Raw genomic sequence first — 19,782 nt, forward strand, 5'->3', positions numbered from 1 at the left:
CGAGACCCTGCGCGGCCGGCCCGAAGAGGTCCTGCCGCACGCGCCGCGCCCCGCCCGCCACGTGGTCCCGCTGCGCCTGGCCAAGGCCCTGCGCGGGCTCGGACGGCTGGTGCCGTCGCGCCACGGGAGCCGGCTCGACGAGGCGCGTACCGCTGAGAACGGGGTCATCGACGGGCTGTGGATCCCCTACCTCGATCCGGTCCAGGAACGCGCCTTCGACCTGATGCTGCTCGTCGACACAGCGCCCACCATGCCCGTGTGGGACAGCTCCTTACGCCAGCTGTCCGACGAGGCCGTGCGCAGCGGAGCCTTCCGGGACGTCCGTACGGTCGACGTCTCGCTGCCCGGCGGGGAGGCACCCGTGCTGCGCTGGCCCGGCAACCGGCGCGCCGACCCCGCGGAACTGCTGGACGGCCGGGGCTCCCGGCTGTTCCTCGTCGTGACCGACGGGCTGGCGTCCGGCTGGGCCGAAGGCGGCGCCGACGAACTGCTGGGGCGGCTGGCCTCCGCCGGACCCACGGCGCTCGTCCACCTCCTGCCGCCCTATCTGCGCCACCGGTCCTCGGTCTACCCCTTCCGGGCCCGGCTGGACGCGGCCGGGTTCGGAGCCCTCAACCGCCACATCCTCTGCCGCCCGCCGCACGGTGTGCCCGAACACGCGCACATCCTGCCCGACACGGGTGACGGATCCGTCGCCGTACCGGTCCTCAGCCTGCGCCCCGGTTCGTTCCGGGCCTGGGCGGACCTGGTCACCGGCGAACGCGGTGTACGACGGGCACTGCCGGTGGTCCTGGCCGGGGCGATGGCCAAGGGGGTCTCCGCTCCCGGGCTGCGCGCACCCAGGCTCGACGGGCCCCGTGCGGCGGCGGACGCCGTACGCAGGTTCTTCTCGCTGGCCAGCCCGCTCGCACGGCAGCTCGCCGTCCTGCTGGCCGTGGCGCCGCTGCGTTTCGACGTCATCGAGGAACTGCGGAACCGGGCCTTTCCCGAGTCGCAGCCCGAGCATCTGGCCGAGGTGATGATGGGCGGCCTCATCGACTGGGAACGGGACGGAGAGGGCGGCCCCGACTTCGCCGAGGGCATACGCGAAGCCTTGCTGGCCACCGGCAACCGCACCCAACTCGCCCGAGCCGTAAGCCTCCTGGCGGAGACCCGGGCCGGCGGGGCACAGGGCACACGGCTGCGCGCGGCACTGCGTGACCCGGCGAGGGCGGCGCTGCCGGACCGCGAGGGAGGGCCGGCGTGGCTGCGCATCGAGCTGGCCGTGCTGCGCGCGCTCGGAGGACTGCCGTACCGGCGCCGGGCGACGCACCTGAAGGGCGTGCTGTCGGACGGCGCGGGAGCGTCGGCGGAGGTGCCGAAAGATGATAAAGAGGCACCTGATGTGAATGAGAACGGCCCCGCTTCCCCGTCGCATTCGACGGTTCCACCAGGAGGATCTGTGTCGCCCACGACACCACCCGTAGACACCGAGCAGGAGCGGGCCGACGAGCGCACGCCCACCACAGCCCCGGAGCTACGGTTCGTCCGCACGGGCCAGCCGAAGATCATGGGCAACGTGCCGCCGAAGAATCCGAACTTCACCGGGCGGGAGAGTCTTCTGGCGGCCGTGGAAAGGCAGTTGCGGGAGGACGAGACCACAGCCGTCCTCCCGCACGCGCTGCACGGCATGGGCGGTGTCGGGAAGTCGCAGATCGCCGTGGAGTACGTGTACCGCCACAGCGGCGAGTTCAACGTCATCTGGTGGATCCCCGCGGAGCAGGAGAACCTGATCCTGGGCGCTCTCGCCGACCTGGCCCGCAGCCTCGGCCTGGAGGTGGGGCCGCAGGCCAACGCCGCGGTGCCCGCCGTGCGTGAGGCACTGCGTACGGGCAAGCCGTTCGACAACTGGCTGCTGGTCTTCGACAACGCCGAGGACATCGAGGCCGTCCGGTCCTACTTCCCCAACGGCGGGCCCGGGAAGATCATCGTCACCTCGCGCAACCGCGAGTGGGAACGCGTCGCCACGCCCCTCAGCGTCGACGTCTTCGACCGGGAGGAGAGCATCGCGCTGCTGCAGCGCCGCGCCCGCGGCCTCGGCTCCGGGGACGCGGACCGGCTCGCCGCGGCGCTCGGAGACCTCCCGCTCGCGGTCGAACAGGCCGGCGCCTGGCACGCCGCCACCGGGATGCCGGTCGACGAGTACCTCGGCCTGCTGGAGGAGCGCAGGCCGGAGATCCTCGAACTCGATCCTTCTCCCGACTACCCCCTGCCGGTCGCGGCGGTCTGGGACATCTCTCTCGGGCGCCTCTCGCAGGACAACCCGGCGGCACGCCAACTCCTGGAGATCTGCGCCTGCATGGCGCCGGAGCCCATCCCGCTCAACCTCTTCAGGGGCGGACGCAACGTCGAGGTCACACCCGAACTCGACCCGGTCCTGCGTGACCCGCTGCTGCTCGCCCGCGCCACCCGGGACCTGAGCAAGCTGTCGCTGGTGAGACTGGACCACAAGACCGCCACCCTCCAGATGCACCGGCTGATGCAGAACGTGATCGTGGCCAGGATGGATCCCGAGGAGCGGGCCAGGATGACGCGGGCGGCCCATCTGCTGCTCACGACGGCCAAGCCGGGCGCGCCCGCCTCACCGGACCAGTGGCCCGCCTACCAGGCGATCCTCCCGCACGTGATCGCGTCCGGAGCGGTGGAGAGCTCCGACGCCTGGGTCCGGGACCTCGTCTACGACATGGTCTTCTTCCTCTACTACTGGGGCGCGCACGAATCGGGTGCCGCCCAGGCCCGGCTGGCGTGGTCGGCGTGGCGCGCCCAGTCCGGTGACGAGGACCTGCACGTCATCAGGATCACCAAGCTCCTCGGCTTCTATCTGCGGCTGCTCGGGCGTGCCGACGAGGCGGTCGTGCACAACGAGCGGGCTCTGACGATCTCGCGCGGCGCACAGATCCCCGATGAGGAACTCATCGACTCCATGTGGCAGATGGCGGGGGCGCTGCGGCACCGGGGCGAGTTCGTGCAGGCGCGCGAGCTGGCCGAGGAGGCGTTCACCCGGGCGAGCGACCTGTTCGGGCCGGAGGACCCCACGACGCTGAGTGCGGCGCACGACTACGGTGTGACACTGCGGCTGAACGGCAGTTTCGCAGCCGCGCGGGAGATCGACGAGGAGACCGCACGGCAGAGGGAACTCCTTTACGGGCCGGTGAACGGACTCACGCTCAACACGTTGAACGGCCTGGCCATCGACATGCGAGAGGCGGGCGACTACCTGGGGGCCCGTGCACTGCAGGAGTCCAACTACCTTCCTTATGTCACCCACTTCGGCGAGACCAACGCGGCGACCATCCGCGCGGCCCTGAACCTCGCGGTGTGCCGGCGCAGGGCCGGTGTGGTCGAAGGAGGGGCCGCCCTCGCCGAGCAGATCCTCGAACGCTTCACCACCCGCTACGGACTGAACAACACCGACGCGCTCGGTGCCGCGATCCACGCCACGGTCGAGCGCCGGCTGAACGGGGACCTCGTCGGCTCCCGGGAACTGGGCGAGCAGACGCTGGCCGCGTATCGAAAGGTGCTCGGCGATCACCACCCGTACACCCAGTTCGCCAGGGTGAACCTTGCCGCGACGCTGCGGGCGCAGGGCGACACGGACCGGGCGGAGGCCTTGGACGCACAGGCGCTGGACGGTCTGGAAGCCACCCTCGGGACGGAGCACATCAATACGCTGACTGCGGCGATGTGCCGGGCCAACGACCATTACGCACGGCTCGACTTCGCGCTCGCCATGGCTGCCGACGCGGACCTGCTCCCCAAGCTCACGGAGACGGCGGGGCCCGAGCATCCCCTGACTCTCGCGTGCACAGCGAACCTGGCGCTCGACCGACGCGGGCTCGGCGAGTCGGAGGAGGCCGACCGGCTCAACCGCGTCGCGGTGGAAGGGCTTCACCGTGTGCTCGGGGGCAACCACCCCTGGCACACGGCCGCCAGGCTCCACCAGCGCATCGAATGTGACATCACGCCCCTGCCGATGTGACGCCGGGGACAACCGGGTAGCCGTAGGCCCGGACCCGCCGCCCGCGTGGGCGGCGGGCCCGGGTGCAGTGAGAGACAACGGGGGCGCAGACATGACCACGGTGGTCTTCACACACGGCACGGGCGTGCGCGAGCCGCATCTTGCCGCGTTGCTCGCGCAGGTCGCTTCGGGCCTCGCGGCGACGGCCCCCGGTGCGCGCCTGACCGCGTACGACTGGGGCGGGGAACACGGAGCGAGGCTCGCCGCGGACGGCGCCAGCATTCCGGCCGCCCCCGGCGCCGGGACCGGCCGGAGCACCGGAGGTCCCGAAGACCCCGACGAGACGGAGGAGTGGGCCCGGCTGTACGAGGACCCCTGTGCCGAGCTCGCCGCAGCGGCCGCCGGAGGGGGTCCGCGCGTAACGCCGCCCGGCGCGGCCTTTCCCGAAGAGCGCCCGAAGACCCTCCTCCGTGAGCTGGCCGCACACGGCGAGCCCCGGGCAGGCGCGATCGGCCCCGGTCTTCCGGAGGCGGCGGCCGGGCTCGCGCGCAGTCCCCTCCTCAAAGCCGCCGCCGAGGCACTGGACCAGGAGACGCTGGCGTGGGTGCTCGCCCGGGCCCTGACCGCCACGGTCATCGCCTCGGAACTCGCGGCCGACAACCCGGTGCAGAGCGGCGGTGACGCCAGGGACACCGCCGTCGCCGCACTTGCCGAGCGCCTCGGCGCCGCGCCGGCAGGCACCAGCCGCGGTCCGCTGCTCCGGATGGCGGGGAAACCGCTCGTACGCCTCGGGTCCCGCTACGCCCTGCGCCGCCGCCGCGCGCTCACCGACGCCGCACACCCGGCCGCCGGCGACATCCTCAAGTACCTCGCCCGGGGCGAGGACATGCGCCAGGGCCTGAGGGACCTCGTGGCCGCTCTGGAGCCGCCCGTCGTCCTGCTCGGCCACAGCCTCGGCGGCGTCATCTCGCTCGACACCCTGATATCAGGCCCGCTGCCAGGGGTCGAACTCCTGGTGACCGTCGGCTCGCAGGGCCCCTTCCTGTACGAGACGGGCGCGCTGCCCTCGCTCGCCCACCCGGATCCGCTGCCCGCCCATGTCCCGCCGTGGCTGAACCTCTACGACCGCCGTGACCTGCTCGGGTACGCCGCCGAACCGCTCTTCCCCGGCCGGGCCCATGACATCGCCACCGACAGCCGGCAGCCCTTCCCCGTGGCGCACAGCGCCTACTGGACCGACCCGGCCGTCCACCGGGCGATCGGGGAGCGGCTGCCATGACACACCGGCCGGTCCGGCCGGACCGCGTCTTCGCCCTGGTCGTCGGCATCGAGCAGTACGCGGCCGGCTCCGGCTGGGACCTGCCGGGGCCCGTCAGGGACGCCCTGCGCTTCCGCGACTGGCTGCTGGCCCGCGGAGTCCCCGACGGCAACATCCAGCTCCATCTCGCGCCGCTGACCACAAGCGCCCCGGACGTCCCGTTCCACCCGGCCGATCACGCTTCGCTGAGGCGCGCCTTCATCGAGGACATCCCCGAGCGCCGGGACGACGCGCTGTGGGTGTGGTGGGGCGGGCACGGCGTGCTGGACACGGACGAGGACATGGCGCTCTACACCGCCGACGCCACGCTCACCGACCGCCGTGCCATCGACGTCGAATCCGCGCTCACCCGGCTGAGGAGCGACGCGACGCAGGGACACGGAGCGCAGATGTGGGTGATCGACGCCTGCCGCACCTTCGACGAACAGCACCACTTCCCGCAGTCGCTGTCCAAGGAACGCTTTCCCACCGGAGCGAGGGCCGCCGCACACGAGCAGTCCCTGATGTTCGCGGCCGGTCGCGGGCAGCGGGCGGGCAACGATCCCGGGCGTCGCCTCGGCCTGTTCTCGGACATCGTTCTGCGCGAGCTGAGGGACGACCCCCTGCCGCAGCCCCTGCCCCTCTTCGAGGCGGTGAAGGCGCGGATGAGCGCCCTCAGGGCGGCGGGCCGCACCGACCAGGTCCCCGGCCTCCGGCTGGAGGCGCCGGGGTACTCCGAGCGCATCCCCGGGGGCGCCCCACCCGGCGGGCGGGGGCCCGGCGGACCGACGGAGCCCCCGACCGCCAGGCTCATCACGGCCCTGATGGCGTATCCGCTCATGAACGACCGTGACGAACGGCAGACCCTGGTCAACGAGCTGCCTTCCGCCGTCGTCGCCCGGATGCCCAGACACCCCATGCCGCGTACGGACGTGATCGGGATCTTCCGTGCCCTCAGGGCCCGGCCGGACGGGCTGTGGGAGCTGTACGACGCAGTGACACTGATCGACGACGATCCTGCCCGTGCGTCCGAACTCCGAGCGGCCGTGCAGGACTTCCTCACGGACCCGGGACCCACGATGTGATCAGCTGGCGTGATCACACGGGTTTCGGGAAGGGGTCGGAGTCGTCATGATGGAGTAAACGGTGGCATCCTGTGCCACCGCTCGCGAAGGGGGAGCGCGCCTTGTACCAGCCGGTGCCCGCCGACGGCACATCCGATCACCTCGAGTCCGACCTCATGGACCTGGCCTCCGTGGGCGTCGCTGAGCTGAGGCACCTGCCCGCTCCGGAGGGGGCAGCACGGCTGCTCGCCGAACTCCGGCGCGTGCGCACCAACGCGATGGGAGGCGGTGAACCAGGGCGGGCCGAGTGATGAGTGCCGATCAGGCAGCCGCCGATGAGAGCGTCCACGACTGGGAGCGATGTGTACGAGCCGATCCGTATGCCCGGCCCGTTGTTCGACGAGATCGCCGCCGGCGGCGGTTCGCCCGAGGCCGTCGCCTTCCTGGCACGGGGTGAACGCACGCGCCGCCTTCTGCTGCTGCGCGAGCTGCTGGACCTCCTCGACGCGGACCCCGGCATCCTCGGCCCTCTGGACGCGCCGGCGGTCTGGCCCGCGCTGGAGACCGCCGCCGCCCTGGCCCCCGAGGCGGTCGACGAACTGCTGCTGAGCCCTCAGGTCGGCAGCTGGCTCGCCCACACACTCCGCAGGCTGCACGGAACAGCCTCCGGGCCGCCCCTGTGGGCCGACGCCGGACAGCTCGCCGGTGTCGCCGCGACAGCCGCGGTCCACGCCGGTACGGACGCCGAACTCCTCCTGCCCGCCCGGGGCAGGGCCGTCAGCCTGCCCACCCTCGGCATGATCCTGCTGCCCGGCCCCGATGACGACGCATTCCGTGCGGTACAGGCGTCGGTGTCCGGCGGGGCCCTCACCGTGTGCACCGGGCACGGGCCGGACACCACCGTACGCCCGCTCACCGAACCGGAATCCGCGCACTGGCTGCCGGTGCACACGCTCGACACCGGTCCTGGTACGCGCCCCGTGCAGCTCGACGACCTCGATCCCTACCGCGACCTGGACGAGCCGATAGCTCCCGGCCGGCTCGATCCCGGGGAACTGCGGTGCTGGCGCGAGCTGTTCGGGGAAGCGGTCGCCATCCTGCGCCGAGGGGGCACCGGCCCCGGCAGCCTGCGGCCCGAGGAGATCGGCCGCATCGTGCCCTGGCACGCCGAGGACAGTGCCCCAGGGCTCCCCGTACCGGCCGAAGGGCTCAGCGCCTCCACCGGTGACGCCTTCGCCTCCATGGTGATCGCCCGGCCCCCGGACGGCCTCGCTCTCGCGGAAACCCTCGTCCACGAATTCCAGCACAGCAAACTCGGCGCCCTGCTGCACCTCTTCCCGCTCCTCGACGACGACCGGTCCGAGCGCCACTACGCGCCCTGGCGCGCCGACCCCCGTCATCTGCCGGGCCTCCTCCACGGTGCGTACGCCTTCGTCGGGGTCACCGGCTTCTGGCGGGAGCGGATGAGGGACCCCGGAGCGGACCCGGCGGGACGGGCGCCGTTCCTCTTCGCGCTGCGCCGGCTCCAGACCCGCATGGTCCTGCGCACCCTGGCGACCCGCGCCGGACTCACCGGACCCGGCCTGCGGCTCGTCACCCGGCTGTCCGGGACCGTCGACGGCTGGCTGAGGGAGCCGCTCGAACCCGGGACCGTGGCGAGGGCACGGGCGGCGGCGGCCGGCCACCGGGTGGAGTGGCGGCTGCGCAACCTGCGCTGCGCCGAGGAGGACAGGGACAGCCTCGTCAAGGCGCTGCGCTCCGGCGCCGCACCCGTACCGGGTGGTGCTCCGCTGGTCGCCCCGGAGCCGGGCGGTGCGTACTGGCAGGACGAGCGAGTGCGGCTCCACCAGCTGCGGGGCTCCACGGCGGGCCGGCCGCGGACGGCCGACGAGCTGCTGGTCTCGGGGGACCCGGAAGCGGCACGCGCGGCGTACACCGCGCAGCTGAGCGGTCCCGGCCCCCTCGACCCGCACGCGCTGGCGGGCTGGCTGCTGGCGCATGCCGCGCTCCACCCGCGTGACCGCCGGCTGCTGGCCCGCCCGGAGCGGTTCGCGGCGCTGCTGGAGGCGATTACGCCCGAGACCTGGACGCGGGCCGCCCACTGGCTGGCCGAAGGCCCCGCCGAGCGCTGAGGAGGGGCGCGGCCTCCGGCAGGCGGGCCGGGGGTGCCCCCGGCCCGTCGTCCGTTCCCGTCAGCTCGACGAGACGTTGAACCCGTTGGTCACGAAGTTCAGCCCGCCCGAGGACGAGGTGATCTCGTAGCCGAACTGGACGTCACCGATGGTCTCGTCGCCCCACCAGCCCTTGTCCTTGATCCACTTCAGGACCGGCAGGATGTTCACCGTCCCGGCGGACGAGTCGGAGGTCCGCAGGAACGAGAACACCTCGTTGGCACCGTTGTCGCCCTTGTAGACGGCCCAGGTGTGCCCGCCGAGGGTGACGGTCCCCTGGGAGGTGCCGAGGGGGCCGACCGCACCGTTGTGGTTGACCCAGAGCATGACCTCGTAGTCGTAGTCCGTGTCCCAGATGTCGTACGACGTGTTGTACGCACCCGACGACGGGACGGTCACGTTGTAGCCGCTGGTCAGCGAGGAAAGCGACGTGATCGGCTTGTTGACGATCTTCTTGGCGTTCGGGTACGACTTGATGCCACCGGTGTTCGGGTGGTTCGCCGTCACGCCCCAGTTGCTCGACGAGTTGGCCCAGATGGTCTGGGTGCCCGCACCGGAGCCCCAGATGTTGTTGTAGAGGATGTAGTTGTCGGACGTGGTGTAGTTGCCCCACTGCTCCGACGAGGTCCAGATCGCGGCGTGGGCGGGAGCCGCCGCGAAGCCGATCAGTGCGGCCACGGCTGCCGCCGGGGCCAGGAGCAGCCTGGTCAGGGTGGATCGTGCCATGAGGTGTTCCTTCCATGTGGGGATGGAGGAGTGCTACCGCGTCCCCAGGGTGAGGACGCGGTCCACGCCGGCCGTCAGCTCCAGCGGAGCCGGGGGGTTTCCGGCGGAGGTCTCGGTGAGGGTGAGCCCGTCACCCGTACGCAGATCGACGCGGGCGTCGCGGGTGGGGCGCAGCACGGCGGTGGCGCCTTCCTCCGACCACCGGAGGTCCAGGTGCGCGCCGAAACGCGTGCGTATGCCCCGCAGTTCACCGGCCGGGTACGCCGCCGGGACTGCGGGCAGCAGCACCAGGCGGCCGGGCGACGACTGGACCAGCGACTCGATCACGGCAGCGGGCAGGGTGTGGGCCGCGTCCGCGTTGTAGACGTTCCGTGACGGGTAGTGCGCGCTCATCAGCGAGTCGTGGAAGAAGTCGCCGCCCAGCACGGCGTCCAGCGCCGCCGAGACCCTGGCGGGGTCCCGCAGCCGGGCGGCGATCAGGGCGTGGTGCAGATGGCCGTGGGCGGAGTCGTTCTCCGAGCCGCGCAGCTCCAGTGCGCGGTGCGCGGCCGCGGCCGGCTCCGGGGTGTCGTACGGATTGATCGCGTCCAGCGGCCACACCGGGTAGAGGTGGCTCAGGTGGCGGTGGTCGTACGTCTCCCGCAGGCCCGGCCAGGCCCACTCGGCGAGCGCTCCGTCCTCGTTCACCAGGTAGGCGGGGAGCCGGTCCGCGAGTGACCGCCAGCGGCCGGCGGACGGGTGCCCGGGGGCGTGCTCGGCGGCCGTCGTCAGGGCGTGACGGGCCGCGGCGATGTCCATGGTGGCGTTCACCGTGACCCAGCCGGCGTTGGCCGGCCGGTTCTCCGGAGAGTAGGAGGGCACGACCGCCAGGTTCCCGTCCGGGTCCTCGCGGCTGAGGAAGTCCTCGTAGAACAGCGCCACTTCGACGAGGGCGCCCGTCAGGGCGGCGTCCGGGGCGCCCGTCGTGACCTCGGCGTGTTCCAGGAGCGGCTGCAGCAGCCAGTCCGCCCCCGCCGTCCACAGGTGCAGCGGGTAGGCGCGCTGGAAGTGCCGGGTGTGGCCCGACGCGCCGTCCGTGTGGGACGGCGCGACGATGCCACGGGCCCCGAAGATCGCCCGGGCGTTGTCCTGCCAGTCCGGCAGCTGCCCGTGCACCAGGGCCGCATGGGCCTCGGTGACTTCGGGAAGGGCTGCCGCGGCGGCAGAGGCGATCTGGAGGTTGAGGTTCGCGTTCGTGGTGAAGGCCCCGGACCAGGCCGTGTCCCAGTCGCCGGTCCACAGGCCCGTCAGCCGGGGCGGCAGCAGCCCCGAGGAGGACAGCAGGTGGTAGCGGCCCGCGGCGAAGAGCCGTTCCAGGAGGGCGGGGGACTTCGGGGTGCGCAGCAGCTCGCTGCCGGACAGGGCCCGCTCCGGCGCCGCGTCCCGCAGGGTGAAGGAGGCGCGCCCGTAAGCGGTCCGGTGCAGCAGCCGGTGGCGGTCCAGCAGCGTCGCGTAGTCCTCGTCCGGGAGAGCCGCCCACAGCTCCGCGAGGTCCGGCCGGCCGGGCCCGCGGACGACCCGGGTCGTCAGGGTGAGGCCCCGCGCCCCCTCGATGCGGACGCCCTCACCGGCCACGGACACCGTGCCGTCGTCCACCCGCACCGCGGTGACGCCCGTGTATCCCGTCCGGCTGTCCGGATAGCCCACCCGCAGTGCCAGGTGCGCGCCGTCCGGGGTCAGCACCGTGGAGCGTCCGACCGCCAGCCGCGCGGGAGCGCCGGGCAGCAGATGGTCCAGGACGAGGTCGGCGCTCAGCCCGGGATCCGTGACGTGCTGCACGATCACGTCGTCGGCCCGCGACACGAAGACACTGCTGCGCCACGCCTCGTACGACGCGGTCACCTCGCCCGTCGTGAAGTCGACCTCGCGCCTGTATCCGGCGACCGCCTCGTGCAGCCCCCGGGTGCGGCGCACGCGCGACCGGAACGCCGGGTGGAAGGGCTGCACCCATGCCAGGGAACGCCCCGAGCCGAAGTCCTCGGCCGCCGTCGTGTCACCGGACAGGAGCGCGTCCTGGAGGCGGTCGAGCCGGTCGGCGAGCTCCGGCGCGCGGAGGTCCTCGCTGCCGTTCGGCCGCACCAGGGTGTGGTGGTTGACGATCACCTGGTCGTCCGCGGGGTCTCCGAACACCATCGCCCCGTGGTGGCCGTTGCCGCTGAGGAACGCGTCCTCCCAGCGGGCGGCGGGGCAGGGCTCCCACGTGCCGTCGATCATGCGGAGACGTCTCTGAGCACGGCGACGCCGTAGCGGTCCAGCTCCACACCGCCGTCGGCCTCGGCCCCCGTGAGCAGGTCGAGGTGCCGGCCCGGCAGCTTCACCACGGCCGGGGACCGGCCGTGGTTCAGCAGGAAGAGCAGCTCACCGCGCCGTACCGCCTCGACCCCGGCGGGCAGGCCCTCCAGCACCGGGCGTACGCCGGCCCCTGCCGCCGCCCGGCCGAGCAGGCCGCGCAGCGCCTCGGGCCCGGGCAGCGTCGAGACGTACCACGCGCTGCCCTTGCGGAGCACCGCGGGAAGCCCGTCCAGTTCGCCCCCGCGGTACGCGGCCACCGTCTCCGCACTGCCGTCGGGCTCCAGCTCCTCCGACCACAGGGTGCCGCGGAAGCCGTCGCACTCCACCGTGGCGCCCGCGTCCAGGGGCCACCACTCGTGCACCGTACGGATGCCGAACAGCTCACGCAGCCTGCCGTCCATGCCACCCGGCCTGATCCGGTCGTCCACGTCCGCGACACCGGTGAAGAACCCGCACACGAGGGTGCCGCCGCCCCGCACATAGGCGACGAGGTTGTCGGCCGCCGCGTCACCGAGGAGCTGGAGCTGGGGCACGAGCACCATCCGGTACGCGCTCAGGTCGGCGTCCGGGCGGGCGAATTCCGTGGCGATGCCGCTGTCCCACAGCCCCCGGTGCCACGCCTGGAGCAGCTCCGTGTAGGAGACCAAGGAGGAGGGACGGCCCTCCTGGGTGCTCGACCACCAGGCGTCCCAGTCGTGCAGCACGGCGACCTCGGCCGGCACCACGGTGCCGCTCACCTCGGGGCCGAGCAGGGCGAGTTCGGCGCCGATGCGCTTGACCTCCCGGAACGTACGGCCGTGTTCACCGGCGTGGCTCAGCATCCCGGAGTGGAACTTCTCCGCGCCCTGCCGGGACTGCCGCCACTGGAAGTAGCAGACGGCGTCCGCTCCCCGGGCCACCGCCTGGAGCGACCACAGCCGGTTCAGGCCGGCCGGCCTGGGGTGGTTGACGTCCCGCCAGTTGACCGCCCCGGCCGCCTGCTCCATCACCATCCACGGCCCGCGGGCCTGCGAGCGGGTCATGTCGGCGAGCATCGCGTTGTACTGGCCGCCCCGCGGGTCCGCCGGATCCGGGTAGACGTCGACGGAGACGATGTCCTCCTGCTCCGCCCAGGCCCAGGCGTCCTGGCCCGACCACAGCGGCATGAAGTTGGTCGTCACCGGGATGTGCGGGGTGTGCCGGGCGACGATGTCCCGTTCGGCGACGTAGCACTCCATCAGGGCGTCGGAGGTGAACCGCTTGAAGTCCAGCTCCTGCGCCGGGTTGCGCAGGTACTGCGCCCGGCGGGGCGGCAGGATCTCGGCCCAGGTGCCGTAGCGCTGACTCCAGAACGCCGTGCCCCAGGCCTCGTTGAGCGCTTCCAGGGTGCTGTGACGGGAGGCCAGCCAGCGGCGGAAGTGGGCGGCGGTCCCGTCGCACCAGCAGTGCGTGCAGTACTCGTTGCCGATGTGCCACACGGTCAGCGCCGGATGGTCCGCGTACCGTGCGGCGAGGTCCTCGGTGAGGGAGGCGGCATAGCGCCGGTACACCGGTGAACTCGGGCAGAAGTGCTGACGCGAACCGTAGTTGACGAGCGCGCCGTCCTCGGTGCGCGGCAGCGTCTCCGGGTGCAGGGCGCCCATCCACGGCGGGGGCGAGGACGTCGGCGTGGCGAGGACGACACCGATGCCGCCCGCGTGCACGAGGTCCAGCAGCCGGTCCAGCCAGCCGAACTCCCGTGCACCCGGGCGCGGTTCGATCATCGCCCAGGAGAAGACACCGATGGTGACGGAGTTGACCCCGGCCTCCTTCATCAGCCGGATGTCGTCGGCCCACACCTCCTCGGGCCACTGCTCGGGGTTGTAGTCGCCTCCGAAGAGGATGCGGCCACGGGTGGCGTCGTGCAGGGACGGCATGGACGTCTCGTTCCTCTACTGGGGGTCTGCGTACTGGATGCCGCGGCCGTTGGTGCCCAGGTAGACACGGCCGTGGACGCGGGGGTCGCCGGTGATGACCTCACCGGTCCACCCCCACCGGTGGGCGTCGTCGTTGATGCGGACCCAGGTACGGCCCGCGTCGTCGGAGCGCAGCACGGCCACACCGTCGTACGTCGCGGAGACCCGCCCGGTCTGGAAGACCGCCGGGTAACCGGCCCGGCCCCTCCGCGGGGCGGCCTTCCCGAAGCCGAGGGCGTGCGAGGCCTGACAGCCGGCCACCGGGGCGAACGTGCGTCCGCCGTCCGTCGAGCGCAGCAGCCCGTTGTCCTTGGCGGACAGCCACAGGTCGCCGGAGCGCCCCGGAGCCGCAGCGACGCGGAACTGCACGTCTCCCGAAGGGAGCCCTGTCGCACCCTCGGTGAAGGTCGCCCCCCTGTCGCCGGAGAAGAAGACGGCGCCCGTGTCCGTGTCGTACACGTAGAAGCGTGCCGGGTCGAGCGGGTCGGCGACCGGAGTGCCGCCCTTGGGGAAGGTCGCCACCTCGGCCCACGTCGCGCCGCCGTCCGTGGAACGGTGTGCCGCGTACTTCGTGCCGTCCCAGTGGACGAACGACCACAGCAGCGTCGCCCCGTCGGCGGAGACCGCCACCGGGCCGGGGGCCGAGGGGGCGATCGCCGGCTGGGAGACGAACGGCTCCCAGCTCGCCCCGCCGTCGTGGGAGCAGGCGCCCGCCGAGCCGGAGCCCGAAGGCCAGCCCGTCCGCACCACGTACGACGGTTTCAGGGTGGCCAGGGCGAGTCCGGTGGCCGTGCCGAAGACCGGGTTCGAGGCCATGCCGCGCGAGGGTGACGCCGTCAGGGAGTCATGGCGCATGACCCCGATGTCCCCCAGGCCGCTGAGCAGCCGGGCCCCCGAGGGCGGTGCGAGCAGCTGGCGTACCGAGGACTCCTCCAGGCCCCGGATCTCCGGTGCCCAGTGCACCAGGTCGCGCGTGCCGTAGATCGTCGCGCCGGTGCCGTACACGAGGTGCTGCGAGTCGTACGGGTCGAGGGCCACGGCCTGGATCCACCAGCCGAACTTGGGTTCGCCGCCCCACTTCAGGAACGGAGTCTCCGACACGTCCAGCACCGCGGTGTCCTTCAGCGAGGTCCAGCTCGCCCCGCCGTCGGTGGAGCGGAACAGGGTGTCCACCGGGCCCCAGCGGTTGTTCGTGGAGACGACGACCGTGCCCGGGCGGCGCGCGTCCACGGCCACCCCGCCGTACCCGAAGGCGTCACCGCCGCCCGGCGCCACCGGAGTCACCTCGGTCCAGGTGCCCGTGACCGTGTCCAGGCGGTGGACCGAGCCGTCGGCCTGGTTGTTCGGGCCCGGCCGGTCCGCGTAACTCACGTACAGCGCGCGGGTGCCCGCGTCGTACGCCGCGCGGACCGGTACCCTCGCCGCTGCTCCGGACGGCTGCCCCGGAACGGCTTCCCAGCCGCCGGAGCCGTCCGTACGGTAGAGGGCGGTGCCGCCGTCACCCCAGCCCGCGTACACCGTCCGTCCGGCCGCCACCAGCAGGGTGACGCCCTGGCCGCCCGCCGACGCGGCGGCCGGGAACGAGGTGTCCGCGGACCATGAGGCACCACGGTCCGTGGAGCGCAGCAGCCCGTCGTGGCGCGTCCCGAGCCAGAGCGTCCCGCTGTCGCGCGGATCGACCAGGAGCCGCTCCCCGCAGCCCCGGCCGTCCTCGTTGGCCCCGAGACGTACGGTGAGATCGGTACGCGCCCAGGTCGCGCCCCGGTCCTCGGACCGGAGCACCGCCCCCGGGGACGCGTACGCCTGTGTGTACGTCCCCAGCGCCAGGTAGAGCCGGTCCGGGTGCGCCGGGTCGACGGCCATCGCCTCGACGCCCATCAGATTCCAGTCGTCCCAGCCGATGTGATCGGTGAGAGCCGTCCACCGGGACCCGCGGGCGTCCCAGCGGTAGGCGCCACCGATGTCGGTGCGGGCGTAGGCCAGCCCCCGCACGGCCGGATGGAACAGGATGCCCGTGACGAACCCCGTCCCGCCGATCGCAGCGGTGCGCCAGCGGTGCGGCTGGGCCTTCGCGGGCCGGCGGGCGGCCGTGGCCGGCGCCGCCGCCGGCAGCACGGAGGCCGAGGCCGCGACCACCGCCGCACCGGCCAGGACGGTCCGGCGCCGGGGGTGCGGGGCGGGTTCTGGCTGCGGGACGGACGAAGTGCGCATGACGAAGACCCTCCGGTGGGGGAGTGACGGGTGAATGCGGGGCGGGGGCGGGGCTCAGCCCTTGACGGCGCCGGTGAGCATGCCTTCCTTGAAGTGCTTCTGGACGAACGGGGAAAGGAACGCGACCGGGATCAGTGCCAGCACCATGACCGCCATCTGGATGGCGAGCAGCGACAGATGGCCCGTGTTGATGACCTGCGTCAGACCGGTGGGCCGCTCCTGCTTGAGGACCAGCTGGTTCATCACGTTCTGCAGCGGCATCATCTCCGGGTCGCTGATGTAGATGGACGCGTTGAACCAGGCGCTCCAGTAACCGACCGCGTAGAAGAGCGTGATCACCGCGATGACCGCGCGGGACAGGGGCATGATGATCTGCCACAGGATGCGGAAGTCGCCCGCCCCGTCGATACGGGCACTCTCGACGAGTTCCTGCGCCGTGCTCATGAAGAAGGCCCGGAGGACCAGGATGTTGAAGACGTTCAGCGCGCTCGGAAGGATCAGCGCCAGATAGGAGTCGGTGAGGCCGAGTCCCTGGACCACCAGGTAGGTGGGGATCAGGCCCGCCCCGAAGAACATCGTGGCGAGCATGAACAGCAGCAGCGGCCGGTGGAGCACCGACCCCGGCCGGGACAGGCCGTAGGCGCACATGATCGACACGGCCATGCTGAAGAGCGTCCCGACCACGGTCACGCAGATGCTGATCACCGCTGCCCGGGTGACCTGGCCGCCGCCGAGGAGCTCCTGGTACGCGACGAACGTGATGCCGCGCGGAATCACCACCAGTCCGCCCGCGTCGGTGATGGCGCTCACCGAGGACAGACTGGTGACGATCACGACCCAGAGCGGGAAGAGCACCGCCAGGCAGGTCAGGACCAGGACCACGCCCTTGGTGGCGAGCCCGGCCTTGGAGGGCTCCTCCTCCCACACCGGCCGCAGCCGGCCACGGGTACCCGGCTTGACCCCGGCCACGCCGGTCATTCGGTAGAGCAGGCCGCTCACTTCTTGTACACCCCCTGCTCACCCATGAGATGGGCGACCTTGTTGGCCCCGAGGACCAGCAGCAGACCGAAGATTCCCTTGACGATTCCGACGGCCGCCGCATAGCTGAAGCCGCCGTTGGTGATGCCCACGTTCCACACGTAGGTATCGAGGACCTCGGAGGCGCCCGGCCCGACGGCCGTGCGCTGGAGCAGGATCTGCTCGAAGCCCACGGTGAGCGCGTTGCCCACCTGGAGGACCAGCAGCAGGGCCACGACCGGGCGCAGGGCGGGCAGGGTGACGTGCCACATCCGGCGCCAGCGGTTCGCGCCGTCCATGGCGCTCGCCTCGTAGAGCTCCGTGCTGACCGAGGCCAGCGCGGCGAGGAAGACGATGACGCCCCAGCCGGCGTCCTTCCAGATCATCTCGAAGGTGATCAGGAACTTGAACAGACCGGGGTCCGTCATGAGGTCGAAGCCCTCGTAGCCGTTCTCCCGCAGCGTCTGCGCGATGAGTCCCGCGCCGCCGAACATCTGCTGGAACACCGTGATGACCAGGACCCAGGAGAAGAAGTGCGGCAGGTAGAGGATCGCCTGAGCCACCGCCCGGACCCGGGGGCGTACGAAACTGTTGATGAACAGGGCGAGCAGGACCGGCACCGGGAAGAACAGCGTCAGCTGCAACAGGAAGATCGTCAGCGTGTTGCCCAGGGCCGACCAGAACAGCCGGTCGTTCACCATCTGCTGGAACCACTCGAGACCGACCCAGGGGCTCTGCATGATCGCCTGGAAGGCGTTGTCCGCGATGTACGGGTCGTAGTCCTGGAAGGCGACGACGTTGCCCGCCAGGGGGATGTAGGCGAAGACCAGCAGCAGCAGCATCGCCGGCAGGGTCATCAGCAGCAGCGTCCGGTCGCGCCGCAGCCGGTGCCGCAGGGGCACCTTCGTGCTCACCCGGACCTGCCCGCGGGCCGCCCCGTCCTTGTCGGCCGGCGGCGACGCGGGGGACCCCTGCGTGCGCCGGTCATCTGTGCTCAGAGACATGTCAGGAAGCCGACTCGCCGGTCTCGTCGAGCAGCTTCTTGTACCAGTCGCGCAGCTTGTCGCCGCCCTTGGTCCTCCAGTCCGAGACCTGCTGCTGCATGTCGCTGACCTTCTTGCGGCCGCGCACGATGTCCTTCTCCAGGGCCTCGAACTGCGCGTTGAGCTCCGTGTACCGGTTGGGCTCCTGGATCTGCATGCCGTGGAACAGCGGCTTCTTCAGGTGCGCGCCCTGGCGTTGCTGCCACTCGATGACGCCCTTGGCGACGTCCGGGTAGTCCGGGTAGGCGCGGTACGGCTTGGAGGTGGCGACGTACTCGTAGGTGGCGAAGACCTCGTTGTTGCCCTGCTCGTTCTTGACGAGGACCCCGTCCTTGAGGGTGTGGTGGGTGCCCTCCAGGCCGTACGCCCGCAGACGCTGCTCCTTGCTCCCGTACGGAGCGGCGGTGAAGTTGGCCAGCGCGAGAATGTCCTCGATCGTCTGCTTGTCCGCCTTCTTGCTGACGAAGCACCAGATGTTGGAGGGCGCCGCCTCGTAGATCACGGGATCGCCGCCGTCGTGGGCGAAGAAGTCCATCGCCCCCATCCGGAAGTCCGGCTTGTCGAGCCGCTGGACGGCGGTCGCCGCGTACCAGTCGGAGATGTCCGCGTTGTACATCAGGACGTTGCCGGAGGAGAAGGTGGTGCGCATGTCACCCGTCTCCGCCTTGGCGTCCGGGTGCACGAAGCCCGCCGAGTACAGCGAGCGCGACCATTCCAGCGCCTCCAGGTACTCCGGGGTCTCGTAGCGGTTGACCAGCTTTCCGTCGACGAGCTTCCAGTAGTACGGCTTCTCCGGCAGCACCCCGAAGAAGACCCACGCCGACCAGGTCATGTCACTGCACGCCCACACCTTGCTCTTCGGAGCGTTGATCTCCTTGCAGAGGTCGTAGAACTCCTGCGTGGTGGTGGGGACCTCGTACCCCTTCTCCTCGAAGATGTCGGCGCGGTAGAAGGGGGTGATGTTCGGCGTGGCCTCGGCGGGCATGGGCAGGCCGCGCAGCTGCCCGGCGAAGATGCCGCGCTGCCAGGCACCGGTGGGGATGGCCGCCAGGTTGGGGTACGCCTTGACCTTGTCGCCCGACAGGTAGGGGCCGAGGTCGGCGAACTTGTTGGCGATGGCGCTCGGGATCTTGCCGCCGAGCTCCCAGCCCGGGACGACGACGGCGTCGGGAACGGCGCTGGACGCGAGCACCGCGCCGAGCTTCTGGCCGTAGACATTGCCGTCCTGGTTCTGCCACTTGACCTTGACGCCGGCGGCCTCGTCCATCGCGGTCCAGTAGGCGTTGCCCTCGCCGGGCGAAGTGCCCCACAGCGGCGCCATGATGCTGATCTCGCTGCCCTTGCCCAGCTTCTTCGGCACCGACACGGCCAGCTGGTCCGCGGGCAGCGCCGTGGTGAAACCGTCGGCGGAACCGTTCCTGCTCGGGATGTCGGGGGTGACGGCCTTCGAGGGCACATAGGCGGGAAGGATGTCCTTCAGCTTCTTGCCCGTGGTCGCGCCCTCGTTCTTCGAACCGCCGGAACCGCCGCCGCAGGCGGTCAGGAGCGGCATCCCGCCGCCCACGGCTGCCGCGACAACCACGGAGGAGGCGAGGAATCGTCTCCGGCTGGGAGCGGAGGGGGAGTTCGGCGTCATTGCGTCAACCCTTCGTGGTGCAACAGGACGGCCCGCGGCGGCGACTGCCGCTCGGCCCTGTGTCTGAGGTAGGGGCGTTACCGGCCGAGCCGGCGGCACTTCACCGGCTGAGCTGAAGCGGTCAACGGGCTGCCTCGTCGAAGCGCTTCGATGTTGCAGCGAGGTTAAGTGAAGGGTCTCGGCCGCACAAGAGTTCGTTTCGATATTCCTCCGACCTGTTTCCGAACCGTTTCCCGATGTGGTGAGGCCTTGATGTGCCCGGATGACCCTCTTCGGGGCGGTAGGACCCTTGACACCTGCGGGGTTGGCCGAAGAGCATCGAAGCGCTTCGAAAGATCTTCTCCTCGCGTCGAAG

12 protein-coding genes are annotated in these 19,782 nt (G+C 71.6%); 5 read left to right on the forward strand and 7 right to left on the reverse strand.

The genetic code is table 11. The annotated features are described in order from the left end of the window. Positions 1-7: 7 nt before the first annotated feature. The 5 genes from fxsT (at position 8) to VN520_RS23020 (ending at position 8,490) form a co-directional block, all read left to right on the forward strand. Positions 8-4,018: an FxSxx-COOH system tetratricopeptide repeat protein gene (fxsT, locus tag VN520_RS23000; protein ID WP_325748851.1), complete on the forward strand. Its 4,011-nt coding sequence runs from the start codon at positions 8-10 to the stop codon at positions 4,016-4,018. A gap of 91 nt (positions 4,019-4,109) precedes the next feature. Beyond that, positions 4,110-5,276: a hypothetical protein gene (locus VN520_RS23005; protein ID WP_325748836.1), complete on the forward strand. Its 1,167-nt coding sequence runs from the start codon at positions 4,110-4,112 to the stop codon at positions 5,274-5,276. Beyond that, positions 5,273-6,379 (forward strand): effector-associated domain 2-containing protein, encoded by a 1,107-nt coding sequence (locus VN520_RS23010; RefSeq protein WP_325748837.1) that lies wholly within the window; start codon positions 5,273-5,275, stop codon positions 6,377-6,379. The genes VN520_RS23005 and VN520_RS23010 overlap by 4 nt, the downstream gene beginning before the upstream one ends. A 71-nt stretch (positions 6,380-6,450) precedes the next feature. Continuing rightward, the gene (locus VN520_RS23015; protein WP_325748838.1) at positions 6,451-6,669 is read left to right on the forward strand and encodes an aldo/keto reductase; all 219 of its coding nucleotides are present in this window, start codon (positions 6,451-6,453) and stop codon (positions 6,667-6,669) included. Between the two features lie 24 nt (positions 6,670-6,693). Then, on the forward strand, positions 6,694-8,490 hold the full coding sequence (locus VN520_RS23020) for an HEXXH motif domain-containing protein (RefSeq protein WP_325748839.1): 1,797 nt from the start codon (positions 6,694-6,696) through the stop codon (positions 8,488-8,490). Positions 8,491-8,550: 60 nt separating this feature from the next. Here VN520_RS23020 and VN520_RS23025 read toward each other — a convergent pair whose 3' ends face one another. The 7 genes from VN520_RS23025 to VN520_RS23055 are packed head-to-tail and all read right to left on the reverse strand — an operon-like array spanning position 8,551 to position 19,427. After that, positions 8,551-9,255 carry a GH12 family glycosyl hydrolase domain-containing protein gene (locus VN520_RS23025; RefSeq protein WP_325748840.1) on the reverse strand — a complete coding sequence of 235 codons (705 nt, stop codon included), beginning with the start codon at positions 9,253-9,255 and terminating at the stop codon, positions 8,551-8,553. 33 nt (positions 9,256-9,288) lie between these two features. Beyond that, positions 9,289-11,508, reverse strand: a complete 2,220-nt coding sequence (locus tag VN520_RS23030; protein WP_325748841.1) for a glycosyl hydrolase family 95 catalytic domain-containing protein — start codon at positions 11,506-11,508, stop codon at positions 9,289-9,291. Next, positions 11,505-13,481 (reverse strand): beta-galactosidase, encoded by a 1,977-nt coding sequence (locus VN520_RS23035; protein ID WP_325748842.1) that lies wholly within the window; start codon positions 13,479-13,481, stop codon positions 11,505-11,507. The genes VN520_RS23030 and VN520_RS23035 overlap by 4 nt, the downstream gene beginning before the upstream one ends. 15 nt (positions 13,482-13,496) lie before the next feature. After that, the gene (locus tag VN520_RS23040; RefSeq protein WP_325748843.1) at positions 13,497-15,731 is read right to left on the reverse strand and encodes a 1,4-beta-glucanase; all 2,235 of its coding nucleotides are present in this window, start codon (positions 15,729-15,731) and stop codon (positions 13,497-13,499) included. Between the two features lie 54 nt (positions 15,732-15,785). Further along, complete coding sequence (locus tag VN520_RS23045; protein ID WP_325748852.1) at positions 15,786-16,709, reverse strand: carbohydrate ABC transporter permease; 924 nt, start codon at positions 16,707-16,709, stop codon at positions 15,786-15,788. Positions 16,710-16,726: 17 nt separating this feature from the next. Then, a complete protein-coding gene (locus VN520_RS23050; RefSeq protein WP_325748844.1) occupies positions 16,727-17,752 on the reverse strand; it encodes an ABC transporter permease in 1,026 nt (341 codons plus the stop codon). A 1-nt stretch (position 17,753) separates the two neighbouring features. Further along, the gene (locus VN520_RS23055) at positions 17,754-19,427 is read right to left on the reverse strand and encodes an extracellular solute-binding protein (RefSeq protein ID WP_325748845.1); all 1,674 of its coding nucleotides are present in this window, start codon (positions 19,425-19,427) and stop codon (positions 17,754-17,756) included. Between the last annotated feature and the right edge of the window lie 355 nt (positions 19,428-19,782).

The organism is Streptomyces sp., assembly GCF_035563135.1.
Taxonomy (GTDB): domain Bacteria; phylum Actinomycetota; class Actinomycetes; order Streptomycetales; family Streptomycetaceae; genus Streptomyces.